The following is a 13853-nucleotide window of genomic DNA, read 5'->3' as shown; positions in this document are numbered from 1 at the left end:
TCATGGGTGCTTCCGACTTCTCCAACCTGCCGCACATCGGCGAGGCCCTGCGCCGCAAGGAAGACTATCGCTTCCTGACCGGAGCGGGCAACTACACCGACGACATCACGCTGGCCAACCAGAGCCATGCGGTCTTCGTGCGCTCGCCGCACGCCCACGCCACGATCAAGTCGATCGACATCACCGAGGCCTCGAAGATGCCCGGCGTCGTCGGCATCTTCAGCGGCAAGGACATCGAAGGAAAGATGGGCGGGCTGCCCTGCGGCTGGCTCATCAACAACCCCGACGGCACCCCCATGAAGGAGCCGATGCACCCGATCCTCGCGATCAAGAAGGTGCGCTACGTGGGCGACCACGTCGCCATGGTGGTGGCCGAGACGGTCGAGCAGGCCAAGAACGCGGCCGAAGCCGTGGTGGTCGACTACGACGTGCTGCCCGCGCTCGTGAGCGTGGCCGACGCTGCCAAGAAGACCGGCAGTACCACGCTGCACGACGAAGCGCCCGACAACCAATGCTACAAGTGGGTGCTCGGCGACAAGGCGGCGGTTGACAACGTGTTCACCACGGCGGCGCACGTCACCAAGCTCGACCTGGTCAACAACCGCCTGATTCCCAACCCGATCGAGCCGCGCGTGGCCATCGGCAGCTACAGCCGCGGCACCGACGACTACACGCTTTATGTGTCGAACCAGAATCCGCACGTCGAACGCCTGCTGATGACGGCCTTCGTGCTGGGCCTGCCCGAGCACAAGGTGCGCGTGATCGCGCCCGACGTGGGCGGCGGCTTCGGCTCCAAGATCTTCCTGTACGCCGAAGACGTGTGCCTCACCTGGGCCGCCAAGCAGCTCAACCGCAACATCAAGTGGACGGCGGAGCGCTCGGAGTGCTTCCTGTCCGATGCGCACGGCCGCGACCACGTGAGCCACGCCGAAATGGCGATGGACAGTCAAGGCAAGTTCCTCGCCATGCGCGTGCACACCGACGCCAACCTCGGCGCCTACCTGTCGACCTTCTCGACCGCGGTGCCGACCATCCTGTACGCCACGCTGCTCGCGGGCCAGTACACGACGCCGCAGATCTACGTCGAGGTCGATGCGTGGTTCACCAACACCGCGCCGGTCGATGCCTACCGCGGGGCAGGGCGGCCCGAAGCCACCTACCTGCTGGAGCGACTGGTGTCGCGCTGCGCCTGGGAAATGAACCTGGGGCAGGACGAGATCCGCAAGCGCAACTTCATCACCAGCTTCCCCTACCAGACGCCCGTGGCGCTGCAGTACGACACCGGTGACTTCCATGCGTGCATGGACAAGGCGCGGGTGCTGGCGGACGTCGAAGGCTATGCGCAGCGCAAGTCGGCGACCGAGGCCAAGGGCAAGCTGCGCGGCATGGGCTATTCGAGCTACATCGAGGCCTGCGGCATCGCGCCGTCGAACATCGCGGGCGCGCTCGGCGCGCGGGCGGGCCTGTTCGAATGCGGCGAGATCCGCGTGCACCCGACCGGCAGCGTGACGGTGTTCACCGGCTCGCACAGCCACGGCCAGGGCCATGAAACCACCTTCGCGCAGGTCGTCGCGGCGCGCCTCGGAATCCCGGTCGACAACGTCGACGTGGTGCACGGCGACACCGGCCGCGTGCCCTTCGGCATGGGCACCTACGGCTCGCGCTCCATCTCGGTGGGCGGCGCGGCCATCATGAAGGCGCTCGACAAGATCGAGACCAAGGCCAAGAAGATCGCCGCGCACCTCATGGAAGCGAGCGATGCCGACATCGAGTTCGCCAACGGCGAGTTCACGGTCAAGGGCACCGACAAGAAGATCCCGTTCGGCCAGGTGGCGCTCACGGCCTACGTGCCGCACAACTACCCGCTCGACAAGCTCGAGCCGGGCCTGAACGAAACCGCCTTCTACGACCCGACCAACTTCACCTTCCCGGGCGGCACCTACATCTGCGAGGTCGAGATCGACAAGGAGACCGGCGAAGTGAAGGTCGACCGCTTCACCGCGGTGGACGACTTCGGCACCATCATCAACCCGATGATCGTCGAGGGCCAGGTGCATGGCGGGCTGGTGCAGGGCATCGGCCAGGCACTGCTCGAGAACTGCGTCTACGACAACGAGACCGGCCAACTGCTCACCGGCAGCTTCATGGACTACGCCATGCCGCGCGCCGCCGACTTCCCGCAGTTCAAGCTCGACACCGTGTGCACCCCGTGCACCCACAACCCGCTGGGCACCAAGGGCTGCGGCGAGGCGGGCGCCATCGGTTCGCCGCCGGCGGTCATCAACGCCGTGCTCGACGCGCTGGCGCCGCTCGGCGTCAAGGATTTCGACATGCCCGCTTCGTCCAGCCGCGTCTGGGAAGCGATGCAAAAGGGCAGCACGCCGCAGGATGCGCAAGCACCCTCGCTCGCTGCCAGCACCCAAGGCCGTCCCGCGCCCTGAACAACAACAGAAGGACTCACACACCATGTACGCCTTCACTCTCGAACGGCCAGCCACCGTGGCCGATGCGGCCAAACTCATCGCCGCGGGCGCCAAGCCGCTCGCCGGCGGTCAGACACTGCTCGCCTCCATGAAGCTCAGGCTTTCCGCGCCTGAGCAACTGGTGGACCTGAGCGGTATCAAGGAACTCACCGGCATCAAGAAAGATGGCGGCACGGTCACCCTCGGCGCCATGTCGCGCCACCTCGACGTGGCGAACCATGGCGACGTGAAGGCCGCGTACCCCGCGCTGGCCGACCTCGCGTCGCGCATCGGAGACCGGCAGGTGCGCGCGATGGGCACCGTCGGCGGCTCCGTGGCCAACAACGACCCGGCGGCGTGCTACCCGAGCGCCGTGCTGGCGTCGGGCGCGACCATCGTCACGTCGAAGCGCGAAATCGCCGCCGACGACTTCTTCCAGGGCCTGTTCACCACGGCACTCGAAGAAGACGAGCTGATCACCGCGATCCGCTTCCCCATTCCGAAGCGCGCCGTGTACGAGAAGCTGCGCCAGAAGGCCTCCAACTTCCCGCTGGTCGGCATCTTCCTGGCGCAGTACGACAGCGGCGTGCGCGTGGCCGTCACCGGCGCGGGCAACGGCGTGTTCCGCCATGCCGGGCTCGAAGACGCGCTCAACAAGAGCTTCACCGCCGCGGCAGCTGCCGCCGTGAAGATCGACGCGAGCGACCTGAACAGCGACCTGCACGCCTCGGCCGCCTACCGCGCGAACCTGATCAGCGTGCTCACGCAGCGCGCCGTGACCAAGGCACTCGGCTGAAGCCGCCAGCCGCCCACCGGAAGGCGCGACACCCGCGCGTCTTCCGCTACGCTTCGCCATGACTTTTCCGACCATCGACGCCCTTTCCGACGGTTTGATGCAGGCCGGCTACTTTGCCGACCGCCGCCTGGCCACCGCGGTGTTCCTCGCGCTCAAGTTGCAGCGCCCGTTGCTGCTCGAAGGCGAACCCGGTGTCGGCAAGACCGAGTTGGCCAAGGCGCTGTCGATCGCGCTCCAGCGCGAGTTGCTGCGCCTGCAGTGCTACGACGGCATGGAGCAGCGCGAGGCGTTGTACGAATGGAACTACGCCGCGCAGCTGCTGCACATGCGCGCGGCCGAAGCCACGGGTGCGGCACGCGATGTCGAAGCCGAGGTCTACCAGCCGCACTACCTGATCCGCCGTCCGCTGCTGCAGGCGCTGCAGACGCCCGCACCCGGTGCCGTGCTGCTGATCGATGAGGTCGACCGCGCCGACGAGCCCTTCGAAGCCTTCCTGCTCGAGTACCTGGGCGAGTACCAGGTCAGCATTCCCGAGCTGGGCACCGTGCGCGCCGTGGTGCCGCCAGTGACGCTGCTCACCAGCAACCGCACGCGCGAGCTGAACGATGCGGTGAAGCGGCGCTGTCTTTACCACTGGCTCGACTATCCCGAGCGCGAGCGTGAACTCGCCATCGTGCGCGCGCAGGTGCCGCAGGCCGGCGAGACGCTGTCGGCGCAGGTGGCCGCTTTTGTCGCGCGGCTGCGCGCGGCGCCGTTCGTCAACGCCTTCCAGCGCGCACCCGGCATTGCCGAAAGCGTGGAGTGGGCGCGGGCGCTCATCGCGCTCGACACCGTCGAACTCGACCCCGAAGTGGTCGTCGACACCGCCGGCATCCTCTTCAAGCAGCGCGACGACGTGGCGGCGCTGACGCACGAGCTGGCCTCCGACCTGCTGAGGCCCGAGGAACCGCTCGCGAGCTGAGAAGGTGCGAACGAACCCACCATGCCCGCTCATCCCGCCCAGACATGCCCCCTCGGCGTTGCAAATGCTCGCCATAGCCCAAGCTATGGCTGCGCTTTGCGCCTTGAGGAGGCGCGCCTGGGCGGGCTGCTCGGCCACGCCGGATTCATTTACACCTTCTGAGCACGCGGCACATACATGGCCGGCATCCAGCAACTCGGCGACGTCCGCAGCGGCAAGCTGGCGGGCAACATCGCCGCCTTCGGCCGCGCATTGCGCCGCGCCGGCGTGCGCACCGACGCCATGCGCATCGCGCTCGCGACCGAGGCGATCACGTGGGTCGGCGTCGAAGACAAGCTCGACCTGAGCGCCGCCATGGAGGCCGTGATGGTCAGTCGCGAGCAAGACCGGCTGGTGTTCCGCGAACTCTTCGACGCGTGGTTTCGCGACCCCGAGCTGGCCAACAAGCTGCTCGCCCAGATGCTGCCCAGCGCCGAAGGCAAGGCCGAACCCTCCAAGCGCCGCCCGCGCGTGCGCGAGGCGCTGAGCCCGCCGCGTGATGCCGTCAAGCCCGCGGCGCCGTCCAAGCCCGACGAGGAGATCAAGTTCGACGCCGCCATGACGGCCAGCGACCGCCAGCGGCTGCAGCATGCCGACTTCAACGCGCTCGGCGCGGCCGAGTACCGGCTGGTCGAGCGGCTGGCGCGCGACATCACGCTGCCGGTGCCCCGGCTGCCCACGCGCCGCCTGCGCCCGGCCGGTGATGCGGGCAGCGCGCACGCCCGCATGCACTGGCCCGGCGTGCTGCACGAGGCGGCCCGCACCGGCGGCGAGATCCTGCGACTGCCCCGGCTGGCGCGGCGCGAGCAACCGTTGCCGCTGCTGGTGCTGGTCGACGTGTCGGGCTCGATGGAGCGCTACGCCCGCCTGCTGCTGGCCTTCCTGCATGCCGCCACGCGTCGCGCTGGCCGGCGCGACGTGTTCGCCTTCGGCACGCGGCTGACCGACCTCACGCCGGCCTTCCGGCTGGCCGATGCCGACGCCATGCTGGAGGCCGCCAGCCTGGCGATCGACGACTTCGCGGGCGGCACGCGGCTGGGCGGTTCGTTGGCCGAGCTGCGCCAGTCGCATGCGCGCCGGCTCATCGGTCGCCGCACGCTGGTGCTGGTGATCAGCGACGGGCTCGACACCGGTGAACCGGCGCAGCTCGAAACCGAGCTGCAGTGGCTGAAGCGCCATTCGCGCCGCCTGCTGTGGCTCAACCCGCTGCTGCGCTTCGAGGGCTACGCCCCTCTGGCGCGTGGGGCCGCCGTGCTGCACCGCCATGCGGACGCGATGCTGGCGGTCCACAATCTGAATGCACTGGAACAGCTGGCCGCCAGCCTGGCCGCGCTGATGCGCGCCAGCCGCTAGGACCGGACTCAGGAAGAACAAAGGAAACCCACCATGGAAATGCTCGGAAACCGCCGCCTCGGCGTCACCCAACAACAGGCCTGGGAAGCGCTCAACGACCCCGAGACGCTCAAGAAGTGCATTCCCGGCTGCGACAAGTTCGAGCTCACGGGCGACAACACCTACAGCGTGGCGCTGGCCGTGAAGATCGGCCCGGTGTCGGCCAAGTTCAGCGGCAAGGTGATGCTGTCGGACATCGTCGCGCCCGACGGCTACAAGCTCACCTTCGAGGGGCAGGGCGGCGTGGCGGGGTTCGCCAAGGGCTCGTCGAGCGTGTCGCTCAAGCCGCTGTCTGGTGCTGCGGATGCGGCGCCCGTCGTGGCCGACGGTGCACCTGCCGCAGAGGGCGCACCCGCCGCTGAGGCCGTGGCCGCTGTGCCAGCCGAAGCCGCACCAGCACCCGCAGGTTGCGAACTCGACTACACCGTGCAGGCCCAGGTCGGCGGCAAGATCGCACAGCTCGGCCAACGCCTGATCGACGGTGCGGCCAAGTCCACCGCCGACGATTTCTTCAAGCGCTTCGAGGCCGAGATGCAAAGCCGATATGGCCCGCCGCCCGCACCGCCCGCGGAGGCATCGGCCGATGAGGCGCCCGCCGAGAAGGCCGGCGTGATGTCGGGCCTCATGAAGAAGATGGGCTTCGGCAAGAAGGACGGCGACGACGCATCCACCCCCGGCGACGCCGCCTGACGCACAAGGTCTTGTCATGGAAAACCTCGATGTCATGGTGCTGCGCACGCTGCGCGACTGGCGGCGTGCCGGCAAGCGCGCGCTGCTGACCACCGTGGTGCGCACCTGGGGCTCGTCGCCGCGGCCCGTGGGCTCGATCATGGCGCTGGCCGAAGACGGCGCCGTGGTCGGCTCGGTCTCGGGTGGCTGCATCGAAGACGACCTCATCGCGCGCTACAGCCATGCCCACGGCAAGGGCGAAGACGTGCCGCTGGGCGCGCCGCCCGCGCTCGTCAAATACGGCATCACGGCCGACGAGGCGCACCGCTTCGGGCTGCCCTGCGGCGGCACGCTCGAGCTGCTGCTCGAATACGCGCCCGACGCCGACACGCTCGACACGCTGGTCGCCGAACTCGAACGCGGCAAGCTCATGCGCCGCACGGTGACGCTGGCCACCGGCGCGGTGCGGCTGGCCGAGGCGACCGCGCCCGACGAGCTCACGGTGAACGACACCGAGCTCACCAACACCTTCGGCCCCGAGTACCGCATGCTGCTGATCGGCGCCGGCCAGCTCGCCGAATACCTCGCGACCATGGCCAAGTTCAGCGGCTTCGCCGTGACGCTGTGCGACCCGCGCGCCGAGTACCGCACCGCGTGGACGCTGTCCGGCGTGACGATCACCACCGAGATGCCCGACGACGCCGTGCTGGCCTTCCGGCCCGACCGCCGCAGCTGCGTGGTCGCGCTCACGCACGACCCCAAGCTCGACGACCTCGCGCTGCTCGAAGCGCTGCAGAGCGAAGCCTTCTACGTGGGCGCCATCGGCTCGCGCCGCAATGCCGACGCGCGGCGCGACCGCATGATCGAGCACTTCGACCAGACGGCCGAATCGCTCGCGCGCCTGCGCGGGCCCATCGGCATCTTCATCGGCAGCAAGACGCCGCCCGAGATCGCGGTGAGCGTGATGGCGGAGATTCTTGCGGTGAAGAACGCGGTGACGCTGCCGCGCGAAATGGAAGTGGCGCGCGCCAAGGAAATCCAGCAGCTGCAACCCAGCTGAGCTGAACTACGGGGCGAGGCGTCAGTCCACGCCCAGCAGGTCGTAGATGCGGCGCACGTACTCGCCGAACTCGGGGCTGGTCTTCACATGCAGCTTGCGCGGCTCGGGCAACTCGATGCGAAAGAAGTCGGCCATGCGCGCCGGGCCGGCCGTGAGCACCGCGCAATGCGAGCCCAGGAACACCGCCTCCTGGATGCTGTGCGTGACCACGATGAAGGTCTTGCGGCTGCGCTCCCAGATGCGCAGCATCTCCAGGTTCATCTTCTCGCGCGTGAGCGCATCGAGCGCGCCGAAGGGCTCGTCCATGAGCACCAGCTTCGGGTCGTGGATGAGCGCGCGCGCGATGGCGGCGCGCTGCTGCATGCCGCCCGAGAGTTCGTAGGGCAGCTTGTCGGCGAAGCCCGTGAGGCCGACCATGTCGAGCAGTTCGTGTGCGCGCGTCTTGGCGGCCTTGCGGTCCAGCCCGAGGATGTCGGCGGGCAGCAGCACGTTCTCCAGAATGGTGCGCCACTTCAGCAGCAGCGGCTGCTGGAACACCATGCCGACATCGCGGCCCGCGTTGAAGCCCGTACCGCCAGGGCCGCCGATCTCGAGCGTGCCACCGTCGTGGCCGTGCAGGCCCGACAGAATCTTCAGCAGCGTCGACTTGCCGCAGCCCGACGGGCCGACCAGCGAGATCATGTCGCCCGCATGCACGTCCATCGTGACGTCGGACACCGCGAGGAATTCTTCGTTGCGCTTGCGGTAGACCTTGCGCAGCTGCCGCATGCGGATCAGCGGCGCTTCCTGCTGTGGTGCGAGCACCGCGCTCATGCCAGCCACCGCGCCAGGTTGTCGCGCACGAAGGCGTCGTCGGCCAGGTCGCCGTGCTGGCGGTAGACGCGATCGATCTCCGCCGACTGTCCGTGGCCGAGGCCTTCTTCCGGATCGAGGCACCAGATGCCTTCGAGCAGACCCTGGCGCCGCAGCACCTCGTGGCAGCCCGCGATGCAACCGTGGAAATTGTTCGCCACATCGAAGAAGGCGGCGTTGCAGTCGGTCACGCGCGAATCGAGCGCGAGCAGGGCGGGGCTCAACGCGCCGCCATGGGCGGCCAGCTCGGCCTTGATCTGCTGCAGCTGGTGCACGGCGCTCGACGTCCACACCGACCAGTGGCCCAGCAGGCCGCCGCGAAAGCGCACCTGCACGGGCGCGCCGTCGCGCATCGCGGCAAAGGGCAGCGCGAGGTCGAGCACGATGTGGTCGTCGTTGCCGGTGTAGAGGAACACGCGCTCCTCGGCGCGCGCATCGACCAGCCCACGCACCACGTCGATGCTGCGGTAGCGATTGAAAGGCGCGACCTTGATGGCCAGCGCGTTCGGAATGAGCGCGAAGCGGCGCCAGAAGTCGCTCGACAGGACCGGGCCGCCGACGACGGTCTGCAGGTAGAAGCCGATCAGCGGGATTTCTTGCGCCACCGCCTCGCAGTGGGCGATGAGCGCGTCTTCCGACGAGCCGGCCAGTGCTGCGAGGCTCAGCAGTCCCGCGTGATAACCGAGAGCCACGGCGGTGCGCGCCTCGGCCTGCGCCTGCGCGGTCGGGCCGCACAGGCCCGCGATCATCGCCATCGCCCGATCGTTCCAGGCCAGCCGGTCCTGCATCGCGGCTTCGAGCACGGTGGCGTAGAGGCCGCGTTCGCGGATCGCGAACTGCGTGGTGTGCACGCCCACCGCGAGGCCGCCGACGCCGGCATCGACGTAGTAGCGCGTCAGCGCACGCTGGCGCTGGCGGTCGAGCTGGCGATGCGCGTCGAGTGCGAGCGGATGCGCCGGAATGACGGTGCCTTGCGACAGCAGGGCAAGCACGTCGGTGGGAAGGTCGGAGCGGTTCAGTGACATGGGCGAAGGTCCTCAGGCGAACTCGGGGCCGGCGATGGCGTGGATGAAGACGGGGTGTCCAGTGGGTGGCTGCGCGCCGTCGCGCGTGGCCAGCGCCATGCGCGTGAAGCTGCGTTGGGGCGTGAAGCCGGCGGCGCACAGCGCGGCAGTCATGGCCTTGCGATCGTCGGGCACGTCGATGCAGATGCGGCCGTCGATGCCGCGCGCAGCCTGCGTCAGCAGCGCGGAGGCGACGGCTTCGTCGGACGACAGCAGCGGGCCGATGTGGTGCGCGGTGCGCCCCGCACGCACGAGGCCGAAGCCCAGGCCGTTGCGCACGCAGCGGCTGTCGTCGCGGCCGAGCAGGTCGGCGAGCACGGCCGGGCGCTCGAAGCCCAGTGCCTGCGCGTCGAGCGCGGCGAGGTTGTCGAGCGTTGGCTTGTCTGCGCTGAGCGACGCGGTGGCCGGTGCAGACTCGCGCTGCCAGCGCGTGAGGCGCCACAACGGCGTGAAGCCGAAGCTCGCATAGAGCGGTTCGCCCTGCGGCGTGGCATCGAGCATCGCAACAAGGCCGGCGGCCTTCACCGTGTCGAGGCAGCGCGCGAACACCGCACGGCCCAGGCCTTGCCCGCGCGCGGCAGGCATCACGAGGATCATGCTGATCCAGGCGACGCCTTCCATCGGCAGCACGGCGCCGCTGGCGATGAGCTGGCCCTCGCCATCACGTACGCCATGCACCGTGCCGAGCCGCTCGAACAGCCGCCAGTCGTGCGCGGTCTGGTTCCAGCCGCTCGCGGCAACCAGCGCGTCGAGCATCGGGGCGATGCCGGGCGTGATCGACGAGAGTGCTTCGACGGCGGGCATGGTCATGGGCTCAGTACTTGCCGTCGCGCGATTCGAATTTGGTCGGCTTGCCGTACTGGCGCTGCTCGCGCGAGATCCAGTCGGCCACCCAACGGATTTGCTGCGCGAGCGGCACGCGCGGGTAACCGAACAGGCGCTCGGCCTCGCCGGTGTTCATGAGCCATGCGGTCGGCGCCTCTTGCCCGCTGATCGTCACGGGCTTGTCGAACTGGCGCGCGAACTCCTCGGCGAGCCAGCGGATCGACGTGGTCTCGGGGCCGCTCACGTTGAGCGGCGAGGTCGGCACCGTGGCCGCCGCGAGGCAGCGCAGCGCCTGCGCGTTCGCGTCGCCCTGCCAGATCACGTTGACGTGGCCCATGGTCACGTCGACCGGCTCGCCGCGCCACACCTTGAGCGCCACGTCGGCCAGCACACCGTAGCGCAGGTCGATGGCGTAGCTCAGGCGGAACAGGCGTCCCGGTGTGCTGTGGCGCTGCGAGAAGTACTCGAACATGCGCTCGCGGCCCACGCACGAGTTGGCGTATTCGCCGGGCGGGTTGGGCGCGTCGCTCTCGCTCGCGCCCTGGCTGGTCACGGGCACGAAGGGGTACACGCAGGCGGTCGAGAAGGCGACGATGCGCGAGGCGTGGAAGTGCTCGGCCACCAGCGCGGGCACGTGCGCGTTCATGGCCCAGGTCAGCGGGTTGTCGGCGTCGGCGCCGAACTTGCGGCCGGCCATGAACACGACGTTGGCGCACGGCGGCAGCGCGGCGATGGCGGCGCGGTCGAGCAGGTCGCAGGCGAGGGTCTCGATGCCGTGCGCTTCGAGGGCTTCGCGCACGCCGGCTTCGCTGAAACGGGCGACGGCGATCACGCGGCGACCGGGCATGGCGTTCTTGGCGAGGCGGGCCAGCGTGGGGCCCATCTTGCCGCCGACGCCGAGGATCATCAGGTCGCCGTCGAGGCAGGCCATGTCGCGCACGAGGTCGCGCGAGGGCGTGGCCAGGTAGTCTTCAAGTGCGGCTTCGCTCTCGAAGCGCTCGGGAAAGGGCAGGTCGTCGAGGACAGGCGTGGAGGTCATTGGATTCTTGCGTCCTGGGTGATGAAGAGGCGCTCCAGCAGAAGCACCAGCAGATAGAGCAGCACACCCAGGCCCGTGATGAGCAGCACGGCCATGAAGACCGCGGGCGTGTCCAGCGAGGCCTGGACCTGAATCATCAGATAGCCCAGGCCGCGTTCCGAGGCGATGAACTCGCCCACCACCGCGCCCGCGACGGCGAGGATGGTGGCGACCTTCATGCCCGAGAACACGTACGGCAACGAGCCCGGCAGCTGGATGTAGCGGAACAGCTGCCAGCGCGAACCCTTGAGCGCGCGCACGAGGTCGAGCAGTTCGGGCTCGGTCTCATTGAGCCCGCGGATGGTGGTCAGCAGGATCGGGAAGAAGCACAGGCTGAACGTGATCAGGATGTTCGGCCCGATGCCGTAGCTGAACCACACGATCACCAGCGGACCCATCGCCACCTTCGGGATCATGTTGAGCGTGACCAGCAGCGGGAACACCAGCAGCATCAGCCGCTTGCTGGTGATGAAGAGCAGCGCGCAAAGAATGCCGAGCACCAGCCCCAGCGCGTAGCCGCCGAACACTTCGAGCGCGGTGACGCCGGTGTTCTTGAGCCAGCTGTAGTTCGGGTTGGCCAGCGTGGCCAGCACCTTCGACGGCGCCGGCAGGATGAAGGGCTGGATCGCGAAGACGCGCACTGCCAGCTCCCACAGCGCGATGCCCGCCAGATGCACCGCGACCACGAGGGCCCAGCGCTGCCATTCGGGGCGCTCGCCCGACAAGGGCGCAGGTGCGGGGAGCGCCAGAGCGCCATCAGGTGTCGTCATCTCAATTCCTGGGTCGAGGAAGCAATGCGGCGAATCATAGGAGTCGCCACGACCCGAGTCAACCAACTAGTTGATAATTTTCATGCGGCGGCTTTGTCGGGCCGCAAGGCATTGAGCGCGAACTCGATCACGTGGCGGCGGCGCTGCAGCAGCGCGCCGCGTGCGTCCAGCGGCTTGCCGAAGATCGCCGACAGCGTGTGGTTGTTGGAGAAGAAGAAATACGAGATGCCGGCGATCGAGATGTAGAGGTTGATCGCATCGAAGTCGGGCCGGAACACGCCCGCCGCCACGCCGCGCTTGAGCGTGGCCTCGAGCATCTCGATGAAGGGCGAATGCATCTTCTGCAGCCGCTCCGACTCGCGCAGGTGCGCGCCGTGGTTGCGGTTCTCGTCGGCCAGCAGCGCGATGAACTCGGGGTGCTCGGCCAGGTAGTCGAACGAGAAGGCCACCAGCTGCTTCATGGCTTCGAGCGGCTCGAGCTCGTCGAGCGTGAGCTTCTGTTCCTTCTCGCGGATCTCGGCATAGACCGATTCGAGCGCGACCAGGTACAGCCCCTGCTTGCTGTCGAAATAGTGATACACGAGCTGCTTGTTGACCCCGGCGTTGGCGGCGATCTCGTCGACGCGCGCGCCCGCGAAGCCCTTGGTGGCGAACTCGGCCACCGCGGCGGAGATGAGGGCCTGCTTGGCGGCGACGGGGTCGCGCTCGCGTTTCGTGGCAACGGTGCTGCGGGCGGTGCGGGTAGGGCTGGTGGCGGTCATGGTGTTTTGATTCTCCCGGCAGTGGCAACGCGGTCTGGATGATCTGGATTGCTTGTCAACCAAACAGTTGGTAATATAAATTTCAGGACCTGTTTTTACCTTCTTTTGGAGTGATCCGCATGAAAAAGCTGTTGTCGGCCGCCGGCGCCACTGCCCTGTTGATGGCCTCGGCCCCCGCCGCATTTGCGACCGATGCCATGAGCCTGATGCTCAACTGGACACCCACGGCCGATCATGCGCCGATCTATTTTGCGAAGGCCAAGGGCTGGTACACAGAGGCGGGCATCGACCTGAACATCGAGGCCGGCAAGGGCTCGGCCGTGTCGGCGCAGCGCGTGGGCACGGGCGGCAGTGACCTGGGCATTTCGGACCTGCCCACCACGATCCAGGCCAAGGGCAAGGGCGCCGACGTGAAGGCCGTGATGGTCATCTACGCCAACAGCCCGCAGGGCTTCTACTGGCTCAAGTCGTCGGGCATCAACGGCCCGAAGGACTTCGCGGGCCGCAAGATCGGCAACCCGCCCGGCGACGCCGCGCGCCTCATGTGGCCGGCCTTCGCGAAGAAGGTGGGGCTCGACCCGGCCAGCGTGAGCTTCGTCAACGTGAGCCCGCAGGCCAAGGTGGCGGCGCTGAAGAGCAAGTCGGTCGACATCATCAGCGACTTCTACAACGAGCACGACCTGAAGGCGCGCGAGTTCGGCGCCGACCTGGGCTTTCAGCCGTGGCGCGATGCCGGCGTGAACGTGTACGGCAACTCGCTGATCGTGAACGGCCCGTACCTTGCGAAGAACCCGGGCCAGGTGAAGAAGTTCGTGGCCGTGACGCAGCGCGCCTACGACGCCTGCGTGAAGAGCTTCGAGCCCTGCCTGCAGGCACTGCAGGCCAGCGTGAGCGGTCTCACGCCCGACAACCAGCGCGACCAATGGATGCGCATCAAGCAGCTGATGCGCGACGACACCACGACGAAGGTGGCGCTCGGCGCGTTCGACGGTGCACGCGTGAAGGCCGACTACGACCTCGTGTCCTCGCTGATCGGCATCGACAAGGCCTACGACCCCGCGACGCTGTTCACCAACGAGTTCCTCGACAAGGGCGTGCGCATGGCGCCCAACTGATCGGAGAAG

General features: G+C 68.2%; 13 protein-coding genes. 7 read left to right on the top strand and 6 right to left on the bottom strand.

Annotation, left to right across the window (positions count from 1 at the left end; genetic code table 11):
* Positions 1-2: 2 nt before the first annotated feature.
* The 6 genes from GFK26_RS31090 (at position 3) to GFK26_RS31065 (ending at position 7379) form a co-directional block, all read left to right on the top strand.
* Positions 3-2441, top strand: a complete 2439-nt coding sequence (locus tag GFK26_RS31090) for a xanthine dehydrogenase family protein molybdopterin-binding subunit (protein WP_153285352.1) — start codon at positions 3-5, stop codon at positions 2439-2441.
* Between the two features lie 25 nt (positions 2442-2466).
* Entirely contained in the window at positions 2467-3258 is a 792-nt protein-coding gene (locus GFK26_RS31085; RefSeq protein WP_153285351.1) for an FAD binding domain-containing protein, read from the top strand.
* A 58-nt stretch (positions 3259-3316) separates the two neighbouring features.
* The gene (locus GFK26_RS31080; protein WP_153285350.1) at positions 3317-4219 is read left to right on the top strand and encodes an AAA family ATPase; all 903 of its coding nucleotides are present in this window, start codon (positions 3317-3319) and stop codon (positions 4217-4219) included.
* A gap of 177 nt (positions 4220-4396) precedes the next feature.
* Complete coding sequence (locus tag GFK26_RS31075) at positions 4397-5611, top strand: vWA domain-containing protein (RefSeq protein ID WP_153285349.1); 1215 nt, start codon at positions 4397-4399, stop codon at positions 5609-5611.
* 33 nt (positions 5612-5644) lie between these two features.
* A complete protein-coding gene (locus GFK26_RS31070) occupies positions 5645-6340 on the top strand; it encodes a CoxG family protein (RefSeq protein WP_153285348.1) in 696 nt (231 codons plus the stop codon).
* Between the two features lie 16 nt (positions 6341-6356).
* Positions 6357-7379 (top strand): XdhC family protein, encoded by a 1023-nt coding sequence (locus GFK26_RS31065; protein ID WP_153285347.1) that lies wholly within the window; start codon positions 6357-6359, stop codon positions 7377-7379.
* A gap of 21 nt (positions 7380-7400) precedes the next feature.
* Here GFK26_RS31065 and GFK26_RS31060 read toward each other — a convergent pair whose 3' ends face one another.
* The 6 genes from GFK26_RS31060 to GFK26_RS31035 form a co-directional block, all read right to left on the bottom strand.
* Positions 7401-8192 (bottom strand): ABC transporter ATP-binding protein, encoded by a 792-nt coding sequence (locus tag GFK26_RS31060; protein WP_153285346.1) that lies wholly within the window; start codon positions 8190-8192, stop codon positions 7401-7403.
* Positions 8189-9256, bottom strand: coding sequence for a dihydrodipicolinate synthase family protein (locus GFK26_RS31055; protein WP_153285345.1), 1068 nt, complete (start codon positions 9254-9256; stop codon positions 8189-8191). Before GFK26_RS31055 ends, GFK26_RS31060 begins: the two co-directional genes overlap by 4 nt.
* A gap of 12 nt (positions 9257-9268) precedes the next feature.
* Positions 9269-10099 (bottom strand): GNAT family N-acetyltransferase, encoded by an 831-nt coding sequence (locus GFK26_RS31050; protein WP_228121818.1) that lies wholly within the window; start codon positions 10097-10099, stop codon positions 9269-9271.
* A gap of 10 nt (positions 10100-10109) precedes the next feature.
* Complete coding sequence (locus GFK26_RS31045) at positions 10110-11159, bottom strand: NAD-dependent epimerase/dehydratase family protein (protein ID WP_153285343.1); 1050 nt, start codon at positions 11157-11159, stop codon at positions 10110-10112.
* Positions 11156-11968: an ABC transporter permease gene (locus tag GFK26_RS31040; RefSeq protein ID WP_153285342.1), complete on the bottom strand. Its 813-nt coding sequence runs from the start codon at positions 11966-11968 to the stop codon at positions 11156-11158. The genes GFK26_RS31045 and GFK26_RS31040 overlap by 4 nt, the downstream gene beginning before the upstream one ends.
* 80 nt (positions 11969-12048) lie before the next feature.
* Positions 12049-12729: a TetR family transcriptional regulator gene (locus GFK26_RS31035; protein WP_099795911.1), complete on the bottom strand. Its 681-nt coding sequence runs from the start codon at positions 12727-12729 to the stop codon at positions 12049-12051.
* A gap of 119 nt (positions 12730-12848) precedes the next feature.
* On the opposite strand from GFK26_RS31035, the gene GFK26_RS31030 reads away from it, so the two are divergent.
* Positions 12849-13844 carry an ABC transporter substrate-binding protein gene (locus tag GFK26_RS31030; protein WP_194273986.1) on the top strand — a complete coding sequence of 332 codons (996 nt, stop codon included), beginning with the start codon at positions 12849-12851 and terminating at the stop codon, positions 13842-13844.
* Positions 13845-13853: the final 9 nt, after the last annotated feature.

The organism is Variovorax paradoxus (assembly GCF_009498455.1).
Taxonomy (GTDB): Bacteria; Pseudomonadota; Gammaproteobacteria; order Burkholderiales; family Burkholderiaceae_C; genus Variovorax; species Variovorax paradoxus_H.
Note: the sequence above shows the minus strand (reverse complement) of the source record. Positions and strands in the feature narration are given on the sequence as shown.

Coding starts and splice junctions, on each gene's coding strand:
- GFK26_RS31055 (WP_153285345.1), bottom strand. CDS start 9,256: ATGTCACTGAACCGCTCCGACCTTCCCACCGACGTGCTTGCCCTGCTG.
- GFK26_RS31045 (WP_153285343.1), bottom strand. CDS start 11,159: ATGACCTCCACGCCTGTCCTCGACGACCTGCCCTTTCCCGAGCGCTTC.
- GFK26_RS31080 (WP_153285350.1), top strand. CDS start 3,317: ATGACTTTTCCGACCATCGACGCCCTTTCCGACGGTTTGATGCAGGCC.
- GFK26_RS31075 (WP_153285349.1), top strand. CDS start 4,397: ATGGCCGGCATCCAGCAACTCGGCGACGTCCGCAGCGGCAAGCTGGCG.
- GFK26_RS31090 (WP_153285352.1), top strand. CDS start 3: ATGGGTGCTTCCGACTTCTCCAACCTGCCGCACATCGGCGAGGCCCTG.
- GFK26_RS31050 (WP_228121818.1), bottom strand. CDS start 10,099: ATGCCCGCCGTCGAAGCACTCTCGTCGATCACGCCCGGCATCGCCCCG.
- GFK26_RS31060 (WP_153285346.1), bottom strand. CDS start 8,192: ATGAGCGCGGTGCTCGCACCACAGCAGGAAGCGCCGCTGATCCGCATG.
- GFK26_RS31070 (WP_153285348.1), top strand. CDS start 5,645: ATGGAAATGCTCGGAAACCGCCGCCTCGGCGTCACCCAACAACAGGCC.
- GFK26_RS31035 (WP_099795911.1), bottom strand. CDS start 12,729: ATGACCGCCACCAGCCCTACCCGCACCGCCCGCAGCACCGTTGCCACG.
- GFK26_RS31085 (WP_153285351.1), top strand. CDS start 2,467: ATGTACGCCTTCACTCTCGAACGGCCAGCCACCGTGGCCGATGCGGCC.
- GFK26_RS31065 (WP_153285347.1), top strand. CDS start 6,357: ATGGAAAACCTCGATGTCATGGTGCTGCGCACGCTGCGCGACTGGCGG.
- GFK26_RS31030 (WP_194273986.1), top strand. CDS start 12,849: ATGAAAAAGCTGTTGTCGGCCGCCGGCGCCACTGCCCTGTTGATGGCC.
- GFK26_RS31040 (WP_153285342.1), bottom strand. CDS start 11,968: ATGACGACACCTGATGGCGCTCTGGCGCTCCCCGCACCTGCGCCCTTG.